Origin of the sequence: Streptomyces cellostaticus (genome assembly GCF_023630175.1) — a bacterium.
GTDB classification, from domain to species: Bacteria; Actinomycetota; Actinomycetes; order Streptomycetales; family Streptomycetaceae; genus Streptomyces; species Streptomyces cellostaticus_A.
On record NZ_JALLIN010000001.1, the window covers coordinates 103,112 to 124,474 of the forward strand.

The following is a 21,363-nucleotide window of genomic DNA, read 5'->3' on the forward strand; positions in this document are numbered from 1 at the left end:
GTCAGCCGGCCCGGTGGAAGGCGCCCAGCCGGGCGGTGAGGTGACCGGCCGCGCCCTCCATCAGGGTGTCGGCGATCGTCTCCACCGTGCGGGCGGACCAGTGCTGCAGAGGGGTGCCCTCGACCACCTGGTTGAAGGCGCCCATCGCCGGTCCGCAGTGCACCAGGTAGTCCACCCGGTGCCGGTCGTCGCCGGTCACCGCGAGCCGGAAGCCGCGGGTGAAGTAGGCCCGGAAGAACTCCGCCAGTTCCTGCTTGGGGTCCGTGCCGTGGGCGCTGGGCGCCGGGTGCGCGCCGCCGAGGTAGCGGTCGAGGACCTGGGTCATGGTCTCGTCGTCCAGCTCGGCCGCCGAGGCGTGCCGGCGCCACAGCTCGTGCAGCCGGGACGCCCGCGCCGGGAAGAACAGACCCCGCTTGAGGTAGCGGGCCCGCGTGCCGAACTCGAACAGCTCGCCCCACGGCGCGGTGTCCACGTCGTACTCCCGTGCCGCCTGCAGGACGTCCTTCACCTGGGCGCTGGTGGCGGCCTCGGCGGAGCACTGGTTGACGGAGCCGGTCAGCACGAACTCGGCGCCGAGCAGGAACGCCGCCGCCACCGCCTCGGGGGTGCCGAGGCCGCCCGCGCAGCCGACGTGCACCCGGTGCCCGGAGGCGGTGGCGGCGGCGTCGCGCAGCCGCAGCACGGCGGGGAGCAGGGTCATCAGGTCGGCGGTGCTGGTCAGCCAGCCGCCGTCGGCCTCCACGCACACATCGTCCGCCATGGGCCGGCCGGCCGCCGCGCGCGCCTCCTCGGCGGTGACCTCGCCGCTCTCCACCAGCCGGGCGACCAGCCGCTCGGGCGGCGGGGCCAGGAACTCCGCGGCGACGTCGGTACGGCTGACCTTGGCGATGATCCGGCCGCCCTTGAGCCGGAACCGCACCAGGGCCGGGGTGATCAGCGGGAAGCCGGAGGCCTCCACCAGGTCGATGCCGTGCCGCAGCAGCAGGTCCACCAGCGCCGACTCCTCCTGCGGGGCGCCGTGCCGGTAGAGCAGGTTGACGCCGAAGGCGCCGCCGAGGCCCAGGTCGCCGGCGAGTTCCCGGAGCCTTGCGTCGACCTCCTCCAGGGCCAGGCCGCCGGTGCCGAGGAAGCCGAGCAGGCCGGCCTTCGCGGCCGCGCCCAGCATCTCGCGGCCGGAGATCCCGCCGTACAGCGAGCCCAGCAGGTAGGCGCGGCGCAGGCCGTAGCGCTCCCGGAACGTGGTGGCGCCCAGGGTGTCGGCGGTCACCGCGGCGGCCGTCGGCGCGGTGACCGGCGACTCGGCGGCGGGTGCGGCCGGGGACGCGGGCCGGGTGGGCCGCTCCGGCACGGGAGTGACGGGGACGGGGCGCGGGGTGGGGGCGGGCAGCGGCTCCGCGGTCTTCCTGATCTTGGCGACCAGGTTGGTCAGCACCCGGCCGGGCCCGATCTCCACGAAGTCGAACGCGCCGTGGCCCATCAGCCGGCGCACCGTGTCGGTCCACCGGACCGGCGAGACGATCTGCGCGGTCAGCGTCTCCTTGATCGCGGCGGGGTCGTACGGCTGCCCGTCCACGTTGGCCAGCACGGGCACACTCGGCGCCCGCAGGGTGAACCCGTCGAGGAAGCGGGCGAACTCCTCCGCCGTGCCGCGCATGTAGCGCGAGTGGAAGGGCGCGCTGACGTTGAGCCGCACCGCGCGGGCACCCGCGGCCTCCGCGGCGGCGCAGGCCGTCTCGACGGACGCGCGCGGACCGGAGAGCACGAGCTGGTCGGGGGCGTTGTGGTTGGCGATGTCGACGTCCTCGATGCCCGCCTCGGCCAGGACCCGCGGCAGGGCCGCCTCGTCCAGACCGACCACGGCGGCCATGCCGCCGCCACCGGCCTCGGCCATCAGCGCGCCGCGCCGCTGCACCAGACGCAGCCCGGTCTCGAAGTCGAAGACACCGGCGGCGAACAGCGCCACGTACTCGCCGAGGCTGTGGCCGATCAGGTAGTCGGCGGGCGCGGGGTCCTCGGCCTGCCGCTCCAGATGGCCCAGGGCGCTCACGGCGTAGAGCGCGGGCTGCGTGAACTGCGTTTGTCCCAGGCGCCGTTCGGGGTCGTCGACGCACAGCTCGGCGAGGGAGTAGCCGAGTACGCGGTCGGCGGTCGCGGTGTGCTCCGGGTACTTCTCGAAGAGCTGCCGGCCCATGCCCCGTGTCTGAGACCCCTGGCCGGGGAAACCGTAGACCTTCATGCGATGTGCCTTCCTTGGTGTCTTCGGTCGGTTCCGTGTCGCCGGGGCGGCCAGTTCGCGGGCCCTGTCCAGCAGGCCCGGGTCGTGGCCGAACGGGCTGAGAAGGGCGAGCGACCTCGATCGCGTGCCCGCCGGGAGGTTGCCTCGGACGAAGTTGTGCAGGGTGCCCGAGGGTCCGAGATCCAGGTAGAGGAAGTCGCCGCGGGCGCGCATCCGGTCCATGGTCCGCTGGAACTCGATGGGTCTGCGGGCCACCTGCCAGAAGTGCTCGGCGCTCGGCCGCTCGACCGGTTCCCCGTCCACGCAGGACACCCAGGGCAGGTGCGGCGGGGCGAACTCGACCTCGTCCAGTGAGGCCCGGCACGCGCCGAGCACCTCGTCCATCAGGCGGGAGTGGTAGGCGTACTCGACGGGCACGCGCTGGTGCAGCACGTCGGCGCGGCGCAGCGCGGCCTCGGCCCGGTCCAGGTCGTCGTCCGCGCCGGCGACGACGAAGTGGCCCGGATAGTTGCGGGCGGCTATCTCGCAGGCCCGCAGCGCGGGCACCCGGTCCAGCACCCCGGGCTCGGCGAGCACGGCGAGCATGCCGCCGCGCGGGCCGGCCCCGAGCCCCTCGGCCTGGCGCACCAGCAGCCGCAGGCAGATGTCGGGCGCGATGCTGCCGGACACGGCGGCCGCGGCGTACTCGCCCAGGCTGGAGCCCAGCAGGTGGTCGGGCTCCACCCCGGCCGAGCGCAGGGTCTCGGCCAGGGCGAGTTCGATCATGACGATCGCCGGGTGGGTGAGCCGGGTGTCGGTGAAGGGGTCGTTGCGGCGCCGGTCCGGGGCGAACAGCCGGTCGAGCACCGACTCGCCCAGCTCCTCGGCCACGACGGCGTCGTGGCGGCGCAGGGCGGCGCGGAACACCTCGTTCTCGGCGAAGAGTTCCCGGCCCATCCCGTAGTACTGCGAGCCCTGCCCGGAGAACATGAAGACCACGGGCAGGGCCCCCGGGGCGGTGCCGCTCATCGGTAGGTGTCCCAGAACAGGCCCGCCGGGGCGGGCTCGGCCACCGGGGCGGTCTCGACGGATACCGCGGGCTCGACGGCTGCCGCGGGCTCTGCGGGAGCCTCGGACCGGCCGCCGGCGCCCCGTACCACGACCCTGCGGTCGAGCGGGGGCTCGGGGAGCGGGGCGCGGGTGGCGCGGTGGTCCGCCGGGGCGGGCGCCAGCAGCAGGTGCGCGTTGGTGCCGCCGTCGGCGAAGCAGTTGAGCGCGGCGGCTTCGGCGGTGGCCGGCCAGGGCGCCGCCGCGCGCGGGAAGTACAGCGCGGAGGCGTCCAGGTCGAAGTGCGGCAGCGGCTCCTGCCCCGAGCGGAACGGCACCTGGGTGCGGTGCTGGAGCATCAGCACCACCTTGATGAACGCGGCGATGCCCTCGGCGGCCAGCGGGTGGCCGATGTTCGGTTTGACGGAGCCCAGGGCGACCGGGGCCGATCGGGCCGCGGCGCTGCCGTAGACGCCGTCGACCGCCTTCAGTTCGAGCAGGTCGGTGACGGCGGCCCCGGTGGCGTTGGTCTCCACCCAGCCGATGTCCCCCGGCGCGAGGCCGCTGCGGGCCAGCGCCTCGGTCATCACGGCCTTCTGCGCCTGGAGGTTGGGGGTGGCCGGTCCCGCCGTACGGCCGTCGTTGTTGACGGCGATGCCGCGGAGCACCGCGAGCACCCGGTCCCCGGCGGCGCGGGCGGCCGCCAGCGGCTTGAGGACGACGACGCCGACGCCCTCGCCGAGCACGAGTCCGGCGGCCCTGCGGTCGAAGACGTGGAACTCCGGCCCCGGGTTGAGCAGTCCGCGCCGGCCGAAGACCTGGTGCGCCCGGTCGTCGGCGAGCAGGCTCACCCCGGCGACGACGGCGGCCTCCACCGAGCCGGACCGCAGTGCCTGCGCGGCGGTGTCCATCGCGACCAGCGCCGAGGAACAGGCGGTGTCCACGACCAGGCTCGGGCCCTGGAAGTCGAAGAACTGGGAGACGTTCGCCGCCAGGTAGTTCTGCCCGGTCACCACCACCGGGTTCCTGGACCGCTCCAGCGCGCCCGGGTCGGGGGTGTGGGTGGCGCGGCCACCGACGTACACGCCGATCCGGCGGCCCTTGAGGTCGGCGGGCCGGTAACCGGCGTGATGCACCGCGCTGTTGACCTCCTCGAGCAGCAGCAGCGCCTGCGGGTCCATGGCGGCCACGTCCGCCTCGGACAGCAGGAACGCCTCCGGGTCGAACCGCAGGACACCCGGCAGCAGGCCGGCGTGGTGGCCGAGCGGGCGGCCGAAACGTTCCTCGGGGACCGGGCGCAGCGCCGAACGGCCCTCGCGCAGCAGCTCCCAGTAGGCGTCGGCGGAACCGGCGTCGGGGAAGCGGCAGGACAGGCCCACGACCGCGATGTCCGACGCCGTCGGCACGGCGGGCGGGGTGGGGGTCGGTGCGGAGGGTGCCGGGGCGGCCACCGGGGCGGTGCCCCCGCCGCGCGGCGAGCCGTTCGCCGGGGTGCCGCCCGGGAGGGGGCCCGGTGCCGGGGCGGACCCGGGCGCGGTGTCCGGCACCGGGGCGCCGAAGACGGCCAGGAGTTCGCTGCGGTGCGCCTCGGCCAGGTGCCCGGCGAAGGCGTCGACGGTCGGGTGCTCGAGCAGCGCCGACGGGTCGACGGAGACGTCCAGGCGCTTGGCGACGGACTGGACGAGCTGGGAGACCATGATCGAGTCCATGCCGAAGTCCTGGACCGGGACGTCACCGGAGAGCCGGGCGCGGTCGAAGCGCAGCTCCTCGGCGAGCCGGTCGAGCAGCCAGGAGGCCGCCGCGTCGACCGCCGCCCGCACCTGGGCGTCCTCCTCCGGCCCCTGGGCCCCCTGGGCGGGCGCCGTGGGCGCGGGCACGCCGGATGCCACGGCAGCGGCCGGTGCCGCGGTCTCGGCCGGTGCCGGATCCAGGCGGCGGGCGGTCAGACGTCCGGGGTCGAAGCCGGCGTCCGGTCGCGGCAGGACCGGCATGACGACCCTGGCGCCGCTGCCCAGCGCCCGCTCCAGCAGGGCGAGTCCCTGTTCGTCGGAGAGCGCCGCCAGCCCGGAGGCCTGGTAGGCGGCACTGCGCGCCTCGCCCATGCCGGTGTCCTTCCAGCTCGGCCACTCCACGCTGACCAGCGGAATCCCGTACGGGCGATGCCGGGCGACCGCGTCCAGGTAGGCGTTGGCCATGGCGTAGTCGCTCTGGCCGACCGCGAGGGCGGGGACGGCGGCGGCGATGGAGGAGTACACGACGAACAGGCTCAGCGGCTCGTCCCGGAACACCTCCAGCAGGGCGTCCAGGCCGAAGACCTTCGGGCCGAGGACACGGGCCACGCCGGACTGCGGCTTGCGCACGAACGCCGGGTTCTCGAAGTCGGTGACGCCCGCGCTGTGCACCACCCCGCCGACCGGGCCGAGCCGCCCGCGGACGTCGGCGAGCGCCTTGGCCAGCGCCTCCCGCTCCTCCAGCGGCACCGCCAGGACCTCCAGTTCCACGCCCTGGCCGGCCAGTTCGGCCAGCGGGCGGAGCTTGCGGCCCAGGGGGCCGTCCTGGGCGATGTGCGTGGCCCACTGCGAACGCGGCGGCAGTTCCTCGCGTCCGGTGAGGACCAGCTTGCGTACCCCGTGCGCGGCGACGAAGTGGCGTGCGGTCAGCAGTCCGATGCCGCGCGTGCCTCCGGTGACCCAGAGCACGTGGCCGGCCGGGAAGCGCGGCGCGGCGCCCGCCCCGCCGGGCTCCTCCGTGAGCCGGGCCAGGTGCCGGACCCCGTCTCGGTAGGCGACCTCGGCGGGCTCGTCGTCGTGGCACAGCTCGTCGGCCACCCAGCGGCACAGCAGCTCGTCGCCGGCCGCGGCGTCGATCTCCAGGTGGCGGGAGCGGACGTGCCGGTACTCGCTCTGCAGCATCCGGTACAACCCGATGCGGGCCGCGCCGCCGAGAGCCGGGGCGCCCTCGGGGCCGACGCGGGTGACCAGCAGCGCGCGCAGGTCGCGGCCGCCGCGGTCGACCAGGTGCTGGAGCCAGCGCAGCCAGGTGGGCAGCGCGGTGTGGTCGGGGGCCGCGGCGGTGCCGGCGCAGCCCGCCAGGTCGACGACGGCGTCGAAACGGTCCCAGCGGGTGCCGTCCGCGTCGAGTTCGGCGTCCAGCCGGTCGGCGGTCAGCACTTCGGCGGCGGGCAGGAGGGCGGCGAGCCGGGCGGCCAGTGCCTCGGTGCCGGGTGCGGCCAGGACGGCGGTCAGGCCCGGCTGGGCCCTGCGGGCGACGGGCGGCGCGGGTGTCCACCCCCGGGTGAGGAGTACTCCCCCGTCCGCCGGCGCGCCGGTGAGGGCGGCCAGTTCGGCGTCGGCGGCGGCCAGCCAGACCCGGTCCCCGCCGAAGGGGTAGCCCGGCAGCGCCACCCGGCCCGGGGTGCCCGCGCGGTGCAGGTCCGTCCAGTCGGTGTGCTGCCCCTGGGTCCATGCGGCGGCCAGGGCGGCCGGGTCGGCGGGCAGCGGTGTGCCGGGGGCGGGGCGGCGCGGGTCCACCACGCCGGTCCAGCTTCCGGCGGGACTGCCGCCGGCCGCGAACTCCTCCAGACGTGCCACGAGTTCGGGCAGGTCCCCGAAGAGGACGGCGAGCCGGTGGGCCATGGCCTCGCGCCCGGTCTGCAGGGTCCAGGCGACCTGCTGGGGCGTCGCCGCGCCGGTCTCCGCGCGCAGGTGGGCGGCCAGGCGCCGGGCCTGCGCGAGCAGCCGGTCGGCGCTCCGGGCGGAGAGGACCGCGAGCTGCGGCCCGGCCGGGGCGGCCGGGGCGGCCGCGTCCGGGCCGAGGTGCTCCTGGAGGATGATGTGGGCGTTGGTGCCGCCCGCGCCGAAGGAGCTGACCCCCGCGGTCCGCGGCCGGACGGCGCCGTCCGCGCCCACCCGGCGCGGCCAGGGCGCCCGCTCGCGCTGGACCTCGAACGGGGTCGACGTGAAGTCGATGTTCGGGTTGAGGCGGTCGGCGTGCAGCGACGGGGCCAGTTCGCCGTGCCGCATCTGCAGCAGCACCTTGGTGATGGCGGCGATGCCGGCGGCCGACTCGGCGTGCCCGATGTTGGACTTGACCGAGCCGATGGGCAGCCGCTCGGGCAGCTCGCCCTCGAAGGCCCGCAGCATGCCGTTGACCTCGACCGGGTCGCCGAGCGCGGTCCCGGTGCCGTGCGCCTCGAGGTAGTCGAGGTCGGCGGGGCGCAGTCCGGCGCGGTGCAGCGCCGCCCGCACCAGGTCGCCCTGTGCCCGGGGGTTGGGGACGCTGTAACCGGCTCCCGCGCCGCCGTGGTTGACGGCGGACGCCTTGACCACGGCGAGCACGCGGTCGCCGTCGGCGAGGGCCGCGTCCAGGCGTTTCAGCAGCACGGCGCCGGAGCCCTCGGCCGGGACGTAGCCGGTGCCGCCCTCGCCGAAGCTGCGGCAGCGGCCGTCCTCCGCGAGGAAGCCGCGCTGGGCGAGCTGGAGGAACTTCACCGGGTGGCTGGAGATGTTGACCCCGCCCGCCACCGCGACGTCGCAGTCGCCGTTGCGGATGGCCAGGCAGGCCTGGTGGATGGTGACCAGGGACGAGGAGCACATGGTGTCGAGGGCGACGCTGGGGCCGGTGAAGTCGAAGAAGTACGACACCCGGTTCGCGACGGAGGCGTACGAGGAGGAGGTGGCGAAGCCCTCGCCGCGCAGCGCGTCGCGCACGCCGTAGAGCTGGTAGTGGCCGTACATCATGCCGACGAACACGCCGGTGCGTCCCCCGCGCAGTTGCTCGCGGGTGTAGCCGGCGTCCTCCAGCAGGTGCCAGACCGTCTCCAGGAACACCCGCTCCTGCGGGTCGGTGTGCTCGGCCTCGATCTGCGACATCCGGAAGAACAGCGGGTCGAAGCGGTCGGCGCCGGGCACGAAACCGCCCCACTTGCCGTAGGTCCTGCCGGTGGCCGACTTGTCCGGGTCGAAGAAGACCCCGTGGTCCCAGCGGTCGCCCGGGATCTCCTCGACGCTGTCGCGGCCGTCGCGCAGGTTGCGCCAGAACTCGGAGACGTCACCGGCCTGGGGGTAGCGCCCGGCGACGCCGATGACGGCGATGTCGGCGTCGTGCGGGCCCGCGCCGGGCACGGCGGGGGCGGTCGCGGCCGCCGGGGCGGGCCCCGCGGCAGCGGCGGCGGACGGCCCGGTGCCGGGGACGGCGGGTCCGCTCCGGGCGGTCGCCGGTTCCGGTTCCGGAGCCGGAGCCGGAGCCGGAGCCGGAGCGGCGGCGAAGGCGCCGGGGTGGGCGGCGGCGAGGTGGGCGGCCAGGTCCCGGACGGTCACGTGCTCGAAGAGCAGGGTCTTCGACAGCGGTCCGGTGTGCTGTTCCAGGCCCCGGATGAGACTCATGGTGATCAGGGAGTCCACCCCGTACCGGTCGAAGGGCTCGGTGACGGTGATGTCCGCCTCCGGCGTCCTCAGCTCCTGGGCCAATAGCCGCAGGACCAGCCGCTCGGCCTCCTCGCGCGGTCCGGCGCCGGCGGCCGGACCCGGTGCGGCCTCGGCGCCGGTCCGTGGCGCGGCCGGCGGGACGGGCGGCGCGGCCGCGGCGCCGGACAGGGCGGCGAGGATGCGGGCCGGGTCGCCGGGGGCGAGCAGCAGGGCGGGCGCGGTGCCGGCGAGGGCCCGCTCCAGCGCGTCCAGCGCGGGGCGGGTGGCCAGCGGGCGCATGCCGAGCACGCGGTCCATGTACTCCTCGGCACCGGCGTCGATGCGCATCCCGCCCTCGGACCACACCGGCCAGGCGGCCGAGAGCGTACGGCCCCGGCGGGTGCCCGCCCGGCGCCGTTCCTCGCGCAGCTCGGCGAAGCGGTCGAGGAAGCCGGCCGCGAAGGCGTAGTCGGTCTGGCCGGCGTTGCCGAACGCGGCCGCGGCGGAGGAGTAGACGACGAAGTAGTCCAGCGGTTCCCCGGCGGTGGCCTCGTCCAGCAGGGTGGTCCCGCGCACCTTCGCGGCCAGCACGGCGTCCGCGTCGGCGCGCTCCTTGCCGCGCAGGAGCCCGTCGCGCAGTACTCCGGCGGCGTGCAGCACCCCGCTGACGTGACCGTACGCGCCGCGGGCCGCGGCGATCAGCGCGCGCACGTCCCGCGGGTCGGCGACGTCGGCGAGCACGACGCGTGCGCCGAGGGCGTCGGCGCGGGCCCGCGTCACGGCGTCGGGTGCGGTGCGGGCGGTGAGGACGATGCCGCCGCCGGTCACCCCGGCCGCGCGGCGGGCGGCGGCGATGTGCTCGGCGGCGAGCAGGCCGAGCGCGCCCGTGCCGCCGGTGACGATGTGCGCGCCCGCGCCGGTGAACACCGGGCCGGGGACGGCCGGCAGCGTGGTCCGGTGCCAGGAGCGCCGCTGGGGTCCGTCGGGCGTCAGCCGTGCCTCGGTCTCCGGGCCGCCCTCGGCCAGGAGTTCGTCGACGACGTCGCGGGCCGGGGTGCCGGACGCCACCGCGAGCGCGCCGAAGGCGATCGCCGGGTGCTCCAGGCGGACCGAGCGCGCGAAGGCGGCCAGGGCCAGGTCGGCGGGCGACGCGGCCGGCTCCGGGTGGACGTGGAGATAGGTCAGCGCGTCGTGCCGTTCGAGCTGCCAGGCACGCAGGAAGGCCAGCGCGGTGTGGAAGCCGGACTCCACGGCCGCATCGCAGTCCGGCTCGCCGGCCGACAGGTGCAGGACGCGGATCGGGCCGGCCCCCGCGGCGCGGACGGCCGCGGCGGCGTCGAAGTCCGGGCCCAGCGGGAGACGGCGCACCTCGGCCCCGGCCGCGCGCAGCGCGGCGCCGAGAGCGGCCTCGTCGGGCGTGGCGGCGGTGCCGTCGGCGGGCGCCAGCAGCAGGACCGTGCCGGCCGGGCCCGGCCGGCGCCGGGGCGCGGGCTGCCACCCGGGCTCGAAGGCGGCCACGGATCCGGTCGCGGGCAGGGCCCGCAGGGTGAAGGACTCCAGGGTGGCGACGGCCGTGCCGTGTTCGTCGAGCAGGGCCACGTCGAAGGAGAGCGATCCCTCGGGGGCCGGGCGCGCGGCCGGCCTGGCGTGGGCGAACACCCGCCGGGGCAGCGGGGCGTGGAGCCGGGCCGCGCCGAGCGAGAACGGCAGGTATGGTGCCGGGCCCGCGGGGTCGCTCGCGCCCGGCACCAGGCGGCCCGCCGTCTGCAGGGCGGCGTCGAGCAGCGCCGGGTGGAAGGCGTACGCCCCGGCGTCGGCGTGCAGCGCCTCGGGCAGCACCAGGGTGGCCAGCACCTCGTCGGGGCCCTCGGCGATCTCCTCGATCACCCGGAAGGCGGGGCCGTAGGCGAAGCCCAGCCGGGTGAAGCCCGCGTAGCAGTCCTCGCCGGTGGCGACGCGGGGGCTGCGGGCGCGGACGCCGGCCAGGTCGACCCGGGCGGGCCGGGGGCCCGGTGCGCCGAGGCGGAGGGTGCCGGCGGCGTGCACCGGCGCGCCCGCGCCGTCGCCGCACACCTCGAAGGAGCGGTGCGCACCGTCGCCGGTGACCCGGACGGTCAGCCGGTGTTCGGCCCGGCCCGCCGGGAGCCGCACCGGCGTGGCCCACACCAGGTCGTCCACACCGTGCACGGGGGTGCCGTCGGCGAGTTCACCGGCCAGGCGGCCCATCTCCAGATAGGCCACGCCGGGCAGGACGCGCTCGCCGCCGACGACGTGGTCGCGCAGGAAGAACTCGTCCCCGGTCAGTGTCTTGGCGTACACGTGCTCGCCGGAGGAGGAGACGTCGGCGTCCAGGAGGGTGGCGTGCAGACGGGCGGGGGCGCCCGGGCCGGCGGCCGCCTGCGCGGCGCCGGGGGCCGCCCAGTGGCGGGGCCCGGCGAACGGGTAGGCCGGCAGGTGGACCCGGCGGCGGGGAGCGCCCCGGTGCAGGGCGGACCAGTCGACGCCGGCGCCGCGCAGCCAGTCGGCGGCGAGGCCCCACAGGTCACCGGCGCCGGCGCCGGCGGCCGGGGAGCCGGTGTTGCCCGCGTCGGCCGCCCGGCCGGTGCGCACCGCCGAGGGCCGTCCGGCCAGGTGCGCCAGGAGTTCGGCGCGCAGCCCGGCGGCGCCGTCCGCGACGACGGCGAGCCGGTGTGTCATGGGCTCGCGGCCCGTCTGCAGGGTGTGGGCCAGGTCGGCGGCCGGGACGTCGTGCCGCCCGAGGTGGTCGGCGAGCCGCTGGGCGGAGCGGCGCAGCGCCTCGCCGTCGCGGGCGGACAGCACGAAGAGCTGCTCGGCCGCGCTGTCGTCGCGGTCATCCGGCATGGGTGGTTCCTCCAGGACGATGTGCGCGTTGGCCCCGCCGAAGCCGAAGGAGCTGACGCCGCCGCGGCGCGGCTGCTCCGTTCCGGCGGCGTCCCGCGGACGCGGCCAGGGCCGGGCGGTGGCGGCCACCTCGAACGGGCCGCCGTCGAGCTCCAGGTAGGGGTTCTGCTCGCGGAAGTGCAGGCTGGCCGGGATCGTGCCGTGCCGCAGGGAGAGGACCACCTTGAACAGGCCGGCGATGCCGGCGGCGGCCTCCAGGTGGCCGATGTTGGTCTTCACCGAGCCGACGGCGCAGGGCCGCGTGGCCCGCGCGAGCCCCTGTTCGGCCCGGATCCGCCGGAACGCGGTGCTCAGGCCGGTGGTCTCGATGGGGTCGCCGAGCGCGGTGCCGGTGCCGTGCGCCTCGATGTAGCCGACGGTGTCCAGCGGCACCCCGGCGCCCCGGTAGGCGTCGACGAGCAGGTCGGCCTGGGCGTCGGGGTTGGGGGCGGTGAGCGAGGTGGTCCGGCCGCCGTGGTTGACGGCGACGGCCCTGATCACGGCGTGCACGGCGTCGCCGTCCCGCTGGGCCAGTTCGTGCGACTTGAGCAGGACCACGCCGGCGCCCTCGCCGCGCACATAGCCGTCGGCGCGGCTGTCGAACGCCTTGCAGCGGCCGTCGGGGCTGAGCATCTCGCCCTGGCTGAGCGCCTCGTACACGCCGGGGGCCAGGATGAGGCTCACACCGCCCGCGATGGCCAGGTCGCAGGTGCCGTCGCGCAGGGCGGCGCAGGCCTGGTGGACGGCCGTGAGCGAGCCGGAGCAGGCGGTGTCGACGGCGATGCTGGGGCCGCGCAGGTCCAGCAGGTACGACACCCGGTTGGGGATGACGGACAGGGCGGCGCCGGTGAGGGTGTGGCCCTCGGTGCCGCGTCCCGCCGCCCGCTGCACCTCCAGGTAGTCGGAGTTGGTGACGGCGACGAACACGCCGACGCGCTTCCCGGCCAGTTCGGACGGCCGGTATCCGGCGTCCTCGACGGCCGACCACACCGTCTCCAGCATCAACCGCTGCTGCGGGTCCATGAGTTCGGCCTCGCGGGGCGAGATGCCGAAGAACGCCGCGTCGAACCGGTCGACGCCGGGCGCGAAGCCGCCCCAGCGGGAACGGGAGCGCGGGTGGTCGCGCCAGTCCCAGCGGTCGGCGGGGATCTCGCCGACCAGGTCGTCCCCGGCGGCCAGATGCGCCCAGAACTCCTCCAGGTCGGCGGAGCCGGGCAGCCGGCCGGCCATGCCGATGACGGCGACGTCCGCGCCGGGCGGGGCGGGCCGCTCGTCGCCGGCGGTGCTCCGCGCCCGCGTGCCGTAGGCGTTCCCGTCCCGGAGCGCGGCCTCGTGCGCCCCGGCGTCGCCCGGGCCCGCGGCCACGCCCCCGGTGTCCGCCGCGCCGAGGCGGGCCGGCAGTTCGTCCGCGTGCTCCCGCCACAGGTGCTCGGCGAGGGCGTGCAGGGTGCCCCGGCGGTAGAAGAGGGTCGGGTAGACGGTGATGCCGTACGCCTTGCGCAGCTCGGCGCTGAGCGCGGTGAAGCTCACCGAGTTCATGCCCGTCTCGCCCAGCGGGGTGTGCGTGCCGATGTCCTCGGGGCGCAGCCCGGTCAGAGCGGCGACCATGGCGGCGAGGTCGGCCTCGAGCACCGTCCGGCCGCCCTCGGCGGCGACCGGTGCGGCGGCCGCCGGATCCCGCCGGGCGGGTCCGGCGCCGAAGCGGGCGCGCAGTTCGGGCAGCGGCAGGGCGGCGAGGGTGCCCCGGTCCACCTTCTCGTTGAGGGTGCGCGGGAACCCGGTGACGCGCAGCAGGGCCTCCGGGACCATGTGGTCGGGCAGCCAGGCGCCGAGCCGCTCACGGGTGGGTTCGGCCGCGCCGTCGTCGAGGACGTAGCAGGCGAGCAGGGTGTGCGAGCCCGCAGCGGCACCCCGGGCCACCACCACCGCCTCGCGGACGCCGTCGACGCGGCGCAGGGTCGCCTCGATCTCCTCCAGCTCCACCCGGAAGCCGCGCACCTTGACCTGGGAGTCGATCCGGCCGAGGTACTCGATCCGGCCGTCCGCCAGGCGGCGCACCAGGTCGCCCGTGCGGTACACGCGGGCGTCGGGTCCGGTGCCGGACGGGTCGGGCAGGAAGCGCTCGGCGGTCAGTTCGGGCCGGCCGAGGTAGCCGTCGGCGACACCGTGGCCGCCGATGTACAGCTCACCCGCCACACCGGTGGGAACGGGCCTGCGGGCTCCGTCCAGGACGTGCAGGACGGTGTTGGCGATGGGGGTGCCGATGGTGACGCGCTCCCCGGGCGCGAGGCGGCGGGCCGCGGACCAGATGGTCGTCTCGGTGGGCCCGTAGAGGTTCCACACCTCCTGGTTCCCGGCGAGCAGGGCCTCGGCGGTGTCGGCGGGCAGCGCCTCGCCGCCGCACAGCACCCTCAGCCGGGCGTCGCCCCGCCAGCCGGCGGCGAGCAGCATGCTCCAGGTGGCCGGGGTGGCCTGGACGACGGTGGCGGCGCTCGCCTCCAGCGCCTCACGCAGCCGCAGGCCGTCCCTGGCGTCCTCGGCCGGGAGGATCTCGACCGTGGCGCCGGTGATCAGCGGCAGGTACAGCTCGAGACCGGAGATGTCGAAGCAGACGGTGGTCAGGGCGAGCAGGGTGTCGCCCGGTCCGCAGCCGGGTTCCCGGGCCATCGACCACAGGAAGTTGGTCAGGGCGCGGTGCGGGACGCACACGCCCTTGGGGCGGCCGGTCGATCCGGAGGTGTAGATGACGTACGCGGTGTCGGAGGGGCCGGCCGGGCCGGGTGAGGGCAGGGCGGGCGGCTGCTCGGCGGTGTCGGTGACGAGCCGTGGCACACCGCCCGGGGCGCCGGTCACCGAGGAGTGGGTGAGCATCAGGTGCAGCTTCGCGTCCTCGGCCATGTAGGCGAGCCGGTCGCGCGGGTAGGACGGGTCGAGCGGCACGTAGGTGCCGCCGGCCGCCTGGACCGCGAGCAGCGCGACGGGGAGGCCGGCGTCGCGCGGCAGCAGGACGCCCACGGTGCGGCCGCGCCCGACGCCGGCCGCGGTGAGCCGGGCGGCGAGCGCGTCGACGCGTTCGGTGAGTTCGCGGTAGGTCAGCCCGGTGTCGCGGTGGCGGACGGCGATGGCGTCGGGCCGGGCCTCGGCCTGGCGCCGTACGAGCTGCCAGACGAGGGTGTCCTCGGGGTAGTCGACGGGCTCGGGCGCGGCGAGCAGGGCACGTTCGGGGGCGGTGAGCAGGTCCAGTCCACCGACGGTGGTGGCGGGCCGGTCCACGGCGGCGGCCAGCAGGGTGGCGAAGTGCTCGCCGAGCCGCGCCACGGTGGGTCCGTCGAACAGGTCGGGGTCGTACTTCAGGGTGTAGCGGCAGCCCTCGGCCTGCTCGACCACCTCCAGGGTGAGGTCGAACTCGCCCTCCTGGTGGACGCCTTCGACCGGGCCGAGGACGAGGGTGTCCGAGGTGCCGGCGGTCCGGACGGCCCGGGTCCAGTTCTGGAAGTAGAAGGCGACGTTGAACGGGGCGCCGGTCTCGGGGTCGGCGCGGCGCAGGTCCTCGGCGAGGGTGATCAGCGGGTAGGCGCTGTGCTCCAGGGCGTCCAGCACCGTCCGGTGGACACGGCCGAGCAGGCCGCGGAACTCCTCGCCCCCGTCGACGCGTTCGGCCAGCACGACCATGTTCATGAAGTAGCCGAGCACGTCGTCGTAGCCGCTCGGCGGCCGCCCGGCCGTGGGGGTGCCCACGGCGATGTCGTCCTGGTCGGCGTAGCGGTGCAGCAGCGCGAACCAGGCCGCGAGGACCACGCCGAACAGCGAGGTCTGCTCCGCCGACGCCAGCGCGCGGGCCCGGTCCGTGACGTCCGCCGGGATGTGCCCGTCCAGGCTCGCCCCGCGGTGGCTGGGAACGGCCGGGCGGGGCCGGTCCAGCGGCAGCGGGACGGCGGTGCGGCGGCCGCGCAGCCGTTCGGTCCAGTAGCCGCGCAGCCGGGCGCCCTCGTCGCCGGCGAGCAGGTCGCGCTGCCAGGCCGCGAAGTCGGCGTAGCCGCGGGCGGGCCGCTCGGGGTCCGGGGTCCGGCCGGCGCGGACCGCGCGGTAGCCGCGCTCCAGTTCTTGCAGCAGCAGGGCGATGGAGACACCGTCGAAGACGGCGTGGTGGAAGGTGAGCAGCAGCGCGTTGCGGCCGTCGCCGAGGGTGTAGAGCGTGGCCCGTACCAGCGGTCCGGTGGACAGCTCGAAGGGGCGGCGGAGGTCGGCGGACATCCGCTCGCGCAGGTCGTCGTCGGTGACGGAGGTCAGGAAGACCTGCTGGAAGGGCAGTTCGGGCTCGGCCGCGACCCGGACGTACGGCGTGCCGTCGTCGCCGGTGCGGACGGTCGCGCGCAGTGCGTCGTGCCGGTCGACGATGTCCTGCAGCACGGTCCGCAGCGCGAGGACGTCGAGGTCGCGGTCGAGCCGGAGGGCGAGGGGCAGGTTGTACGCGTAGGTGCCGGGGGCGATCTGCTCGATCACCCACAGCGCGCGCTGGCCCTCGCTCAGGGGGTGGACGCACTGCTCGGCGTCGGTCCTCGGGCGCAGGACGAGTTCGGCGGCCGCGGCGGCGCCCGGAGCGGGGTCCGGGCGGCGCCGGGCGGTCGGCGCGGCCGCGGACCCGGGCCGCGCCGGTTCCGCGTCGGCCCGGGCCGCTCCGGCGCCGTCCGGGGCCGGCTCCGGGGTGGCCGCGCCGGCCAGCCGGCCGGCGGTGAGGTGGGCGGTCAGCTCGCGCAGGGTGGGGCGTTCGAAGAAGTCGCCGAGCGGCACGGCGACGCCGAACGTCTCGTCCACGGCGGCGACGATCTTCATGCCGCTGAGCGAGTCGAAGCCGTAGTCGGCCAGTGGCCGGTCGGCGTCGATCCGCTCGTCCAGCTTCAGTACGCCTTCGACGAGTTCCCGCAGCCGCTCCCCGACGCCGCCGGCGCCGCCGGGGGCCGGAGCCCGGCCGGCCGTCGGTTCGACGGCGCGGTTCCGGGCCGGGGCACCGGCGGGGGCGGCCGGGTCCGAGGTGAGCACGACGCCGTCGCTCTCGGCGACCAGCACGGTCTGTCCCAGGGCCGGGTCGCCGGCGCCGAGGGCGGTGACGGGGCCGTAGCCCTCCTCGTGCAGCAGCCGCGTCCAGCCCTCGGGGGAGGCCAGCGGCGAGTCCGGCAGCCGCAGTTCGCCGTCGCCGAACGCCCACCAGCCCTCCAGGACACCGCCGCCGATGGTGAGCAGGGGCCGTACGGAGGTCAGCTCGTTGAGCACCAGCCAGCCGCCCGGGCGCAGCAGGGCCTTGGCCTTGCGCAGGGTGGCCCGCAGGTCGCTGGTGGCGTGCACGACGTTGGTGGCGAGCACCAGGTCGGCACCGGCGGGGGTGAAGTCCTGCTCCGTCAGGCCGCGTTCGAGGTTGAGCACCTGGAAGCGGGCGAAGGGGTACTGCTCGGCGAAGCGTTCCCGGCCGTGTTCCAGGAAGCGGGGCGAGATGTCGGTGAAGGTGTAGCCGACCCGGTCGGCGTGCCGGGCCAGGGCGGGCAGGACCCGTTCACTGGTGGCGCCGGTGCCGGCGCCGAGCTCGACCACCTCGATGCGGTGCCCGGCGGGGAGCTGCGGCAGCCGGGCGTCGAGGAAGTGCCGGACGGTGTCGCGGACGAGGACGTTGAAGGAGTCGGTGAGCGGGTTGCCCTTGTAGAAGTTCTGCACCAGCTTCATGGAGGAGCCGGGGAACATGATCTCGGTGGCGCCGACCTCGCCGCGCAGGATGCGCGGGTAGGCGTCGAGGAAGAGCCGGTTGAGGGTGACGGTGGGCTCGATGTCGGGGTGGGCCGCGGCGATCCGGTCGAACTCCGCCTCCCAGCGCCCGGCCGCCTCGGCCTGGTCCACGGTGTCGACCGCCGCGGTGGTGGTGATCCGGTCGCCGTCGCGGGTGAGGTAGCCGGCGCCCGTCAGGATGTTGAGCAGGGCCTCGTGCAGGCGGGCGAACCGGTCGAGGATGCCGAGCCGGGTGCGCAGCTCCCCGGCGCCGTGCCGTTCGCCGGAGCGCCGCAGGACGCCCATCCGCTGGTAGACGCCGAGCAGCATGGGCGCGGAGACGGCCTCCAGTTCCTCGTACCCGGTGAGGACGCGGCGGGCGGCGGGATCCGGGCCCGGGTCGGCCGACAGGTCCGCGGCGGCCCCGGCGAGGGTGGCGGGGTGGCCGCCGGGCGCCAGTTCGCCGTCCAGGGCCGGGTCGTGGCCCATGGCCTCCAGGGCGCGTCGTCCGGCACGGATCGGCATCACCTGGGGCAGCCCGCTGCCGAGGACGCGGCGCACGGCGGCGATGCCCTCGGCGGGGCCGAAGTCGCGGATGCCGAGGCCGGCGAAGATCTCGGCGAGGCCCGGCCGGGCACCGGAGCCGACCTGCCCCCAGTACCCCTGGTTGACGACGGTGACGGGGTGGGGCAGCCGGTCGCGCAGGAACAGGGCGTAGGCGTCCTCGGTGGCCGAGGCGCAGATGTAGGCGCCGTTGCCGGCGAAGCTGCCGAAGGAACCGGCCGAGGAGAAGTAGGCGAGGAAGTCCAGCGCCCGGCCGGCCACGGCGGCCGCGAGGGCGGCGGCGCCGACGGTCTTGACCTGGATGGCGGCGGTGAAGGCGGCCTCGTCCAGCTCGGCCAGAGGGTGGTTGTCGAAGGCCATGGCGGCGTGCACGACGCCGTGCAGGGCGCCGTACCGGCGGTGGGCCTCGTCGACGGCGGCGCTCAGGTCGGCCACGGAGCAGGCGTCGCCGGGGACGTGGGTGACGTCGCCGCCGAGGGCGCGGATCTCGTCGGCGACGGCGCGCTGCGCGGAGCCCGGCGCGTTGCGGCTGAACCAGACCAGGCGGGCCCGGTGGTGCCGGGCGAGGTGGCGGCTGAGTTCCTGGGCTATGCCCCCGGTGCCGCCGACGAGCAGGTAGACGCCGCGGTCACGGAAGACGGGGCCGGGTTCGGGCAGGGTGACCCGGCCGAGGCGGCGGACGTAGCGGACCCCGCCGCGCAGGGCGACGGTGCGTCCCGCGGGGTCGGCGGGGGCGGCCAGCACGGCGTCCACGAGGGCCTCGGTGGCCCGGTCGCCGTCGAGGTCGTCACCGGCGTAGTCCAGGGCGGCGACTCCGAGGTCGGGCCGTTCCTTGGCGACGACCTGGAGCAGCCCGTGCAGCCCGGCGGCGAACGGGTTGGCGGCGGTGCCGCCCGCGACCGCGTGCACGTCGCTGGTGACGACGACGAGACGGGTGGGGCCGAGGGTGCGGGCCAGGTGGAACAGGGACAGCGGGCCGTGCCGCAGGTGCTCGCGGGCCTGGTCGAGTCCGACGGCGTCGGTGACGGCGGCTCCCGCGCCGCCGAGGTGGATCACCAGGTCGGCGCCCTCGGTGGCCCCGAGCCAGGCGTCCGGGGGTTGCTCGTCGAGCGCGACGAGCTCGACGCGGGCGCGCGGGTCGCGGGCCGCGACCGCCTCGCCGAGCCGCCGTGAGGCAGCGGTCACCAGGACCACGGTCCGGTCGGCGCGGGGCGCCGCCGGGGTGGTGGGGGCGGCCTCGCGCACCCACACCGGACGGTAGAGGTCGGGGAGTTCCACGACGGGTTCGGGGACCGGCGGCGCGGGGGCCGCGGGCGGCTGGGGTATCCAGTACCGCTTGCGGGCGAACGGGTAGGAGGGCAGCTCGGTGCGCCCGGCCGTGGCGGGGGTGACGCGGGACCAGTCGACGTCGGCGCCCGCGACCCACCGTTCGGCGACCGCCGTCAGGTCCTTGCGGTCCAGGGCGATCTCCAGCGCCTCGGCCTCCGCGCCGGTGAGGACGACCCGGGCGCGGGTGGCGCGGCCGGTGGTGATCCGCGCGTCGCTGTCCCCGGCCGCGTACGCCTCCAGCGCGGCGGCCGCCTCGGAGAGCCGGCGGGCGGGCAGGGCGAGGCGGAACTCGTACGCGGTGCGGCCCGCCTGGAGGGTGTGGGCGATGTCGGCGAGCCGCGGCGCGCCGGGCGCCGGGGCGGGGGCGGGGGCGGGTCGCCGCGCGGCCGCCACCGCGCCCGCGACGGCGCCGATGGTGGCCGCCGCGCCGAGGGCGGCGGGGGGTTCGCCGCCCAGTTCGGCGGCGAGCAGTTCGTGGTAGCGGGCGAGTTCGGTGACGGAGAACCCGCACTCGGCGAGGTCGGTGCCCAGGTCGAGGTGTTCGGCGGGCACGCCGATGGTGCGCGCGGCGAGGTCGAGGCACAGGCGCTGCGCGTCGGCGAGCGCCGTGTCGGGGTCCGCGGCCGGCGCGGGTTCGCCGGCCCGGCGCAGGTGGGCGGCCAGGTCCGCGGCGGCGGCACGCAGCCGGTCCTCGCTCTTGGCGGACAGCACCAGCAGTTGTTCGCCGTCCGGTGCGGCGGGCGCCCGCTCGGCGGTGTCCGGCCGGTGCTCCTCCACCAGGAGGCAGGCGTTGGCGCCGCCGCCGCCGAAGGAGCTGACCAGGGCGCGCAGCGGGGTGTCCGGCGCCGCGGGCGTCCAGGGCGCGAGCGCCTGCTGGATCTCGAAGGGTGTGCCGGAGAAGTCGATGCCGGGATTGCGGCGTGCGGAGTTCAGCGACGGGGCCAGCGCGCGGTGCCGCAACTGGAGCAGCACCTTGGTCAGGCCGGCGATGCCGGCCGCGGACTCCAGGTGCCCGATGTTGGACTTCACCGAGCCCACCGCGACGGCCGGCCGCTCGGCGTCGGACCGGCCGCCGAACGCCTCGGTGAGGCCCGCGATCTCGATGGGGTCGCCGAGCGGGGTGCCGGTGCCGTGGGCCTCCACGTAGCCGACCGTGGCCGGCTCCACCCGGGCGCGGCGCAGCGCGCCGCGGATCACCTCGGCCTGCGCGGCGGCGCTGGGCACGGTGTAACCGCCGGTCTTGCCGCCGGCGTTGATCGCGGAGCCGCGGATGACGCCGAGCACGCGGTCGCCGTCGGCGACCGCGTCGGCCAGGGGCCGCAGCAGCACGGCGCCGACGCCCTCGCCGTCCACGAACCCGTCGGCGCCCGCACCGAAGCTCTTCAGCCGGTCGTCGTGGGAGATCATCCCGCGGTCCGCCAGCATGCGCAGGTGCATGGGGTGCAGGATCAGGTTGACCCCGCCGGCCACGGCGGCCCGGCACTCCCCCGCCCGGATGCTCTCGCAGGCCAGATGGACGGCGGTGAGCGAGGCGGAGCAGGCGGTGTCGACGGCGAGGCTGGGGCCGGTGAAGTCGAAGGTGTAGGAGACCCGGTTGGCGATCGACCAGTGGTTGGAGTGGGCGTCGGTGGGTACGCCGCGCGCGTTCGCCTCGCCGCCCATCCACTCGTAGTTGTTGTTCATGACGCCGACGAAGACGCCGACCGGTCCGCGCGCGGCGAGCCGGGCGGCCGGGTGGCCGGCGTCGTCCAGGACGGCGGCGGCGGTCTGCAGGAAGAGGCGTTCCTGCGGGTCCATGGCCTCGGCGTCGGCGGGCGAGATCTGGAAGAAGAGCGGATCGAACTTGTCGACGTCGTCGATGAACCCCGCCCACTTGCTGTAGCTGCCGTGGGTCCCCGCGGGGTCGTAGTGGGTGTCGGCGTCCCAGCGGTCGGCGGGCACCTCGCGGATGCAGTGCCGGCCCGTCCGCAGGTTCTCCCACAGCTCGCCGACGGTGCCGGCCAGCGGGTAGCGGCCGGAGACTCCGACGATCGCGACGCCGTCGCCGGCCGCCGGGCTCTGGCCGGGGTCGCGGGCGGCCAGCAGGCTCAGCAGCAGCTTGCGCTTGTCGTCCACAGTTGCTCTCTCTCAGGTCTTCGATCGGCCGCC

At 76.3% G+C, this 21,363-nt stretch carries 2 protein-coding genes; both read right to left on the reverse strand.

Going from position 1 to position 21,363, the window contains the following annotated elements:
• Position 1 precedes the first annotated feature (1 nt).
• Positions 2–3,244, reverse strand: coding sequence for an ACP S-malonyltransferase (fabD, locus tag MXD57_RS00345; RefSeq protein ID WP_250399188.1), 3,243 nt, complete (start codon positions 3,242–3,244; stop codon positions 2–4).
• Complete coding sequence (locus MXD57_RS00350) at positions 3,241–21,330, reverse strand: non-ribosomal peptide synthetase (RefSeq protein WP_250399189.1); 18,090 nt, start codon at positions 21,328–21,330, stop codon at positions 3,241–3,243. Before MXD57_RS00350 ends, fabD begins: the two co-directional genes overlap by 4 nt.
• Positions 21,331–21,363: the final 33 nt, after the last annotated feature.

Bases quoted from the DNA above. Each gene is read 5' to 3' on its own strand.
- fabD (WP_250399188.1), bottom strand. From the start codon at position 3,244: ATGAGCGGCACCGCCCCGGGGGCCCTGCCCGTGGTCTTCATGTTCTCC.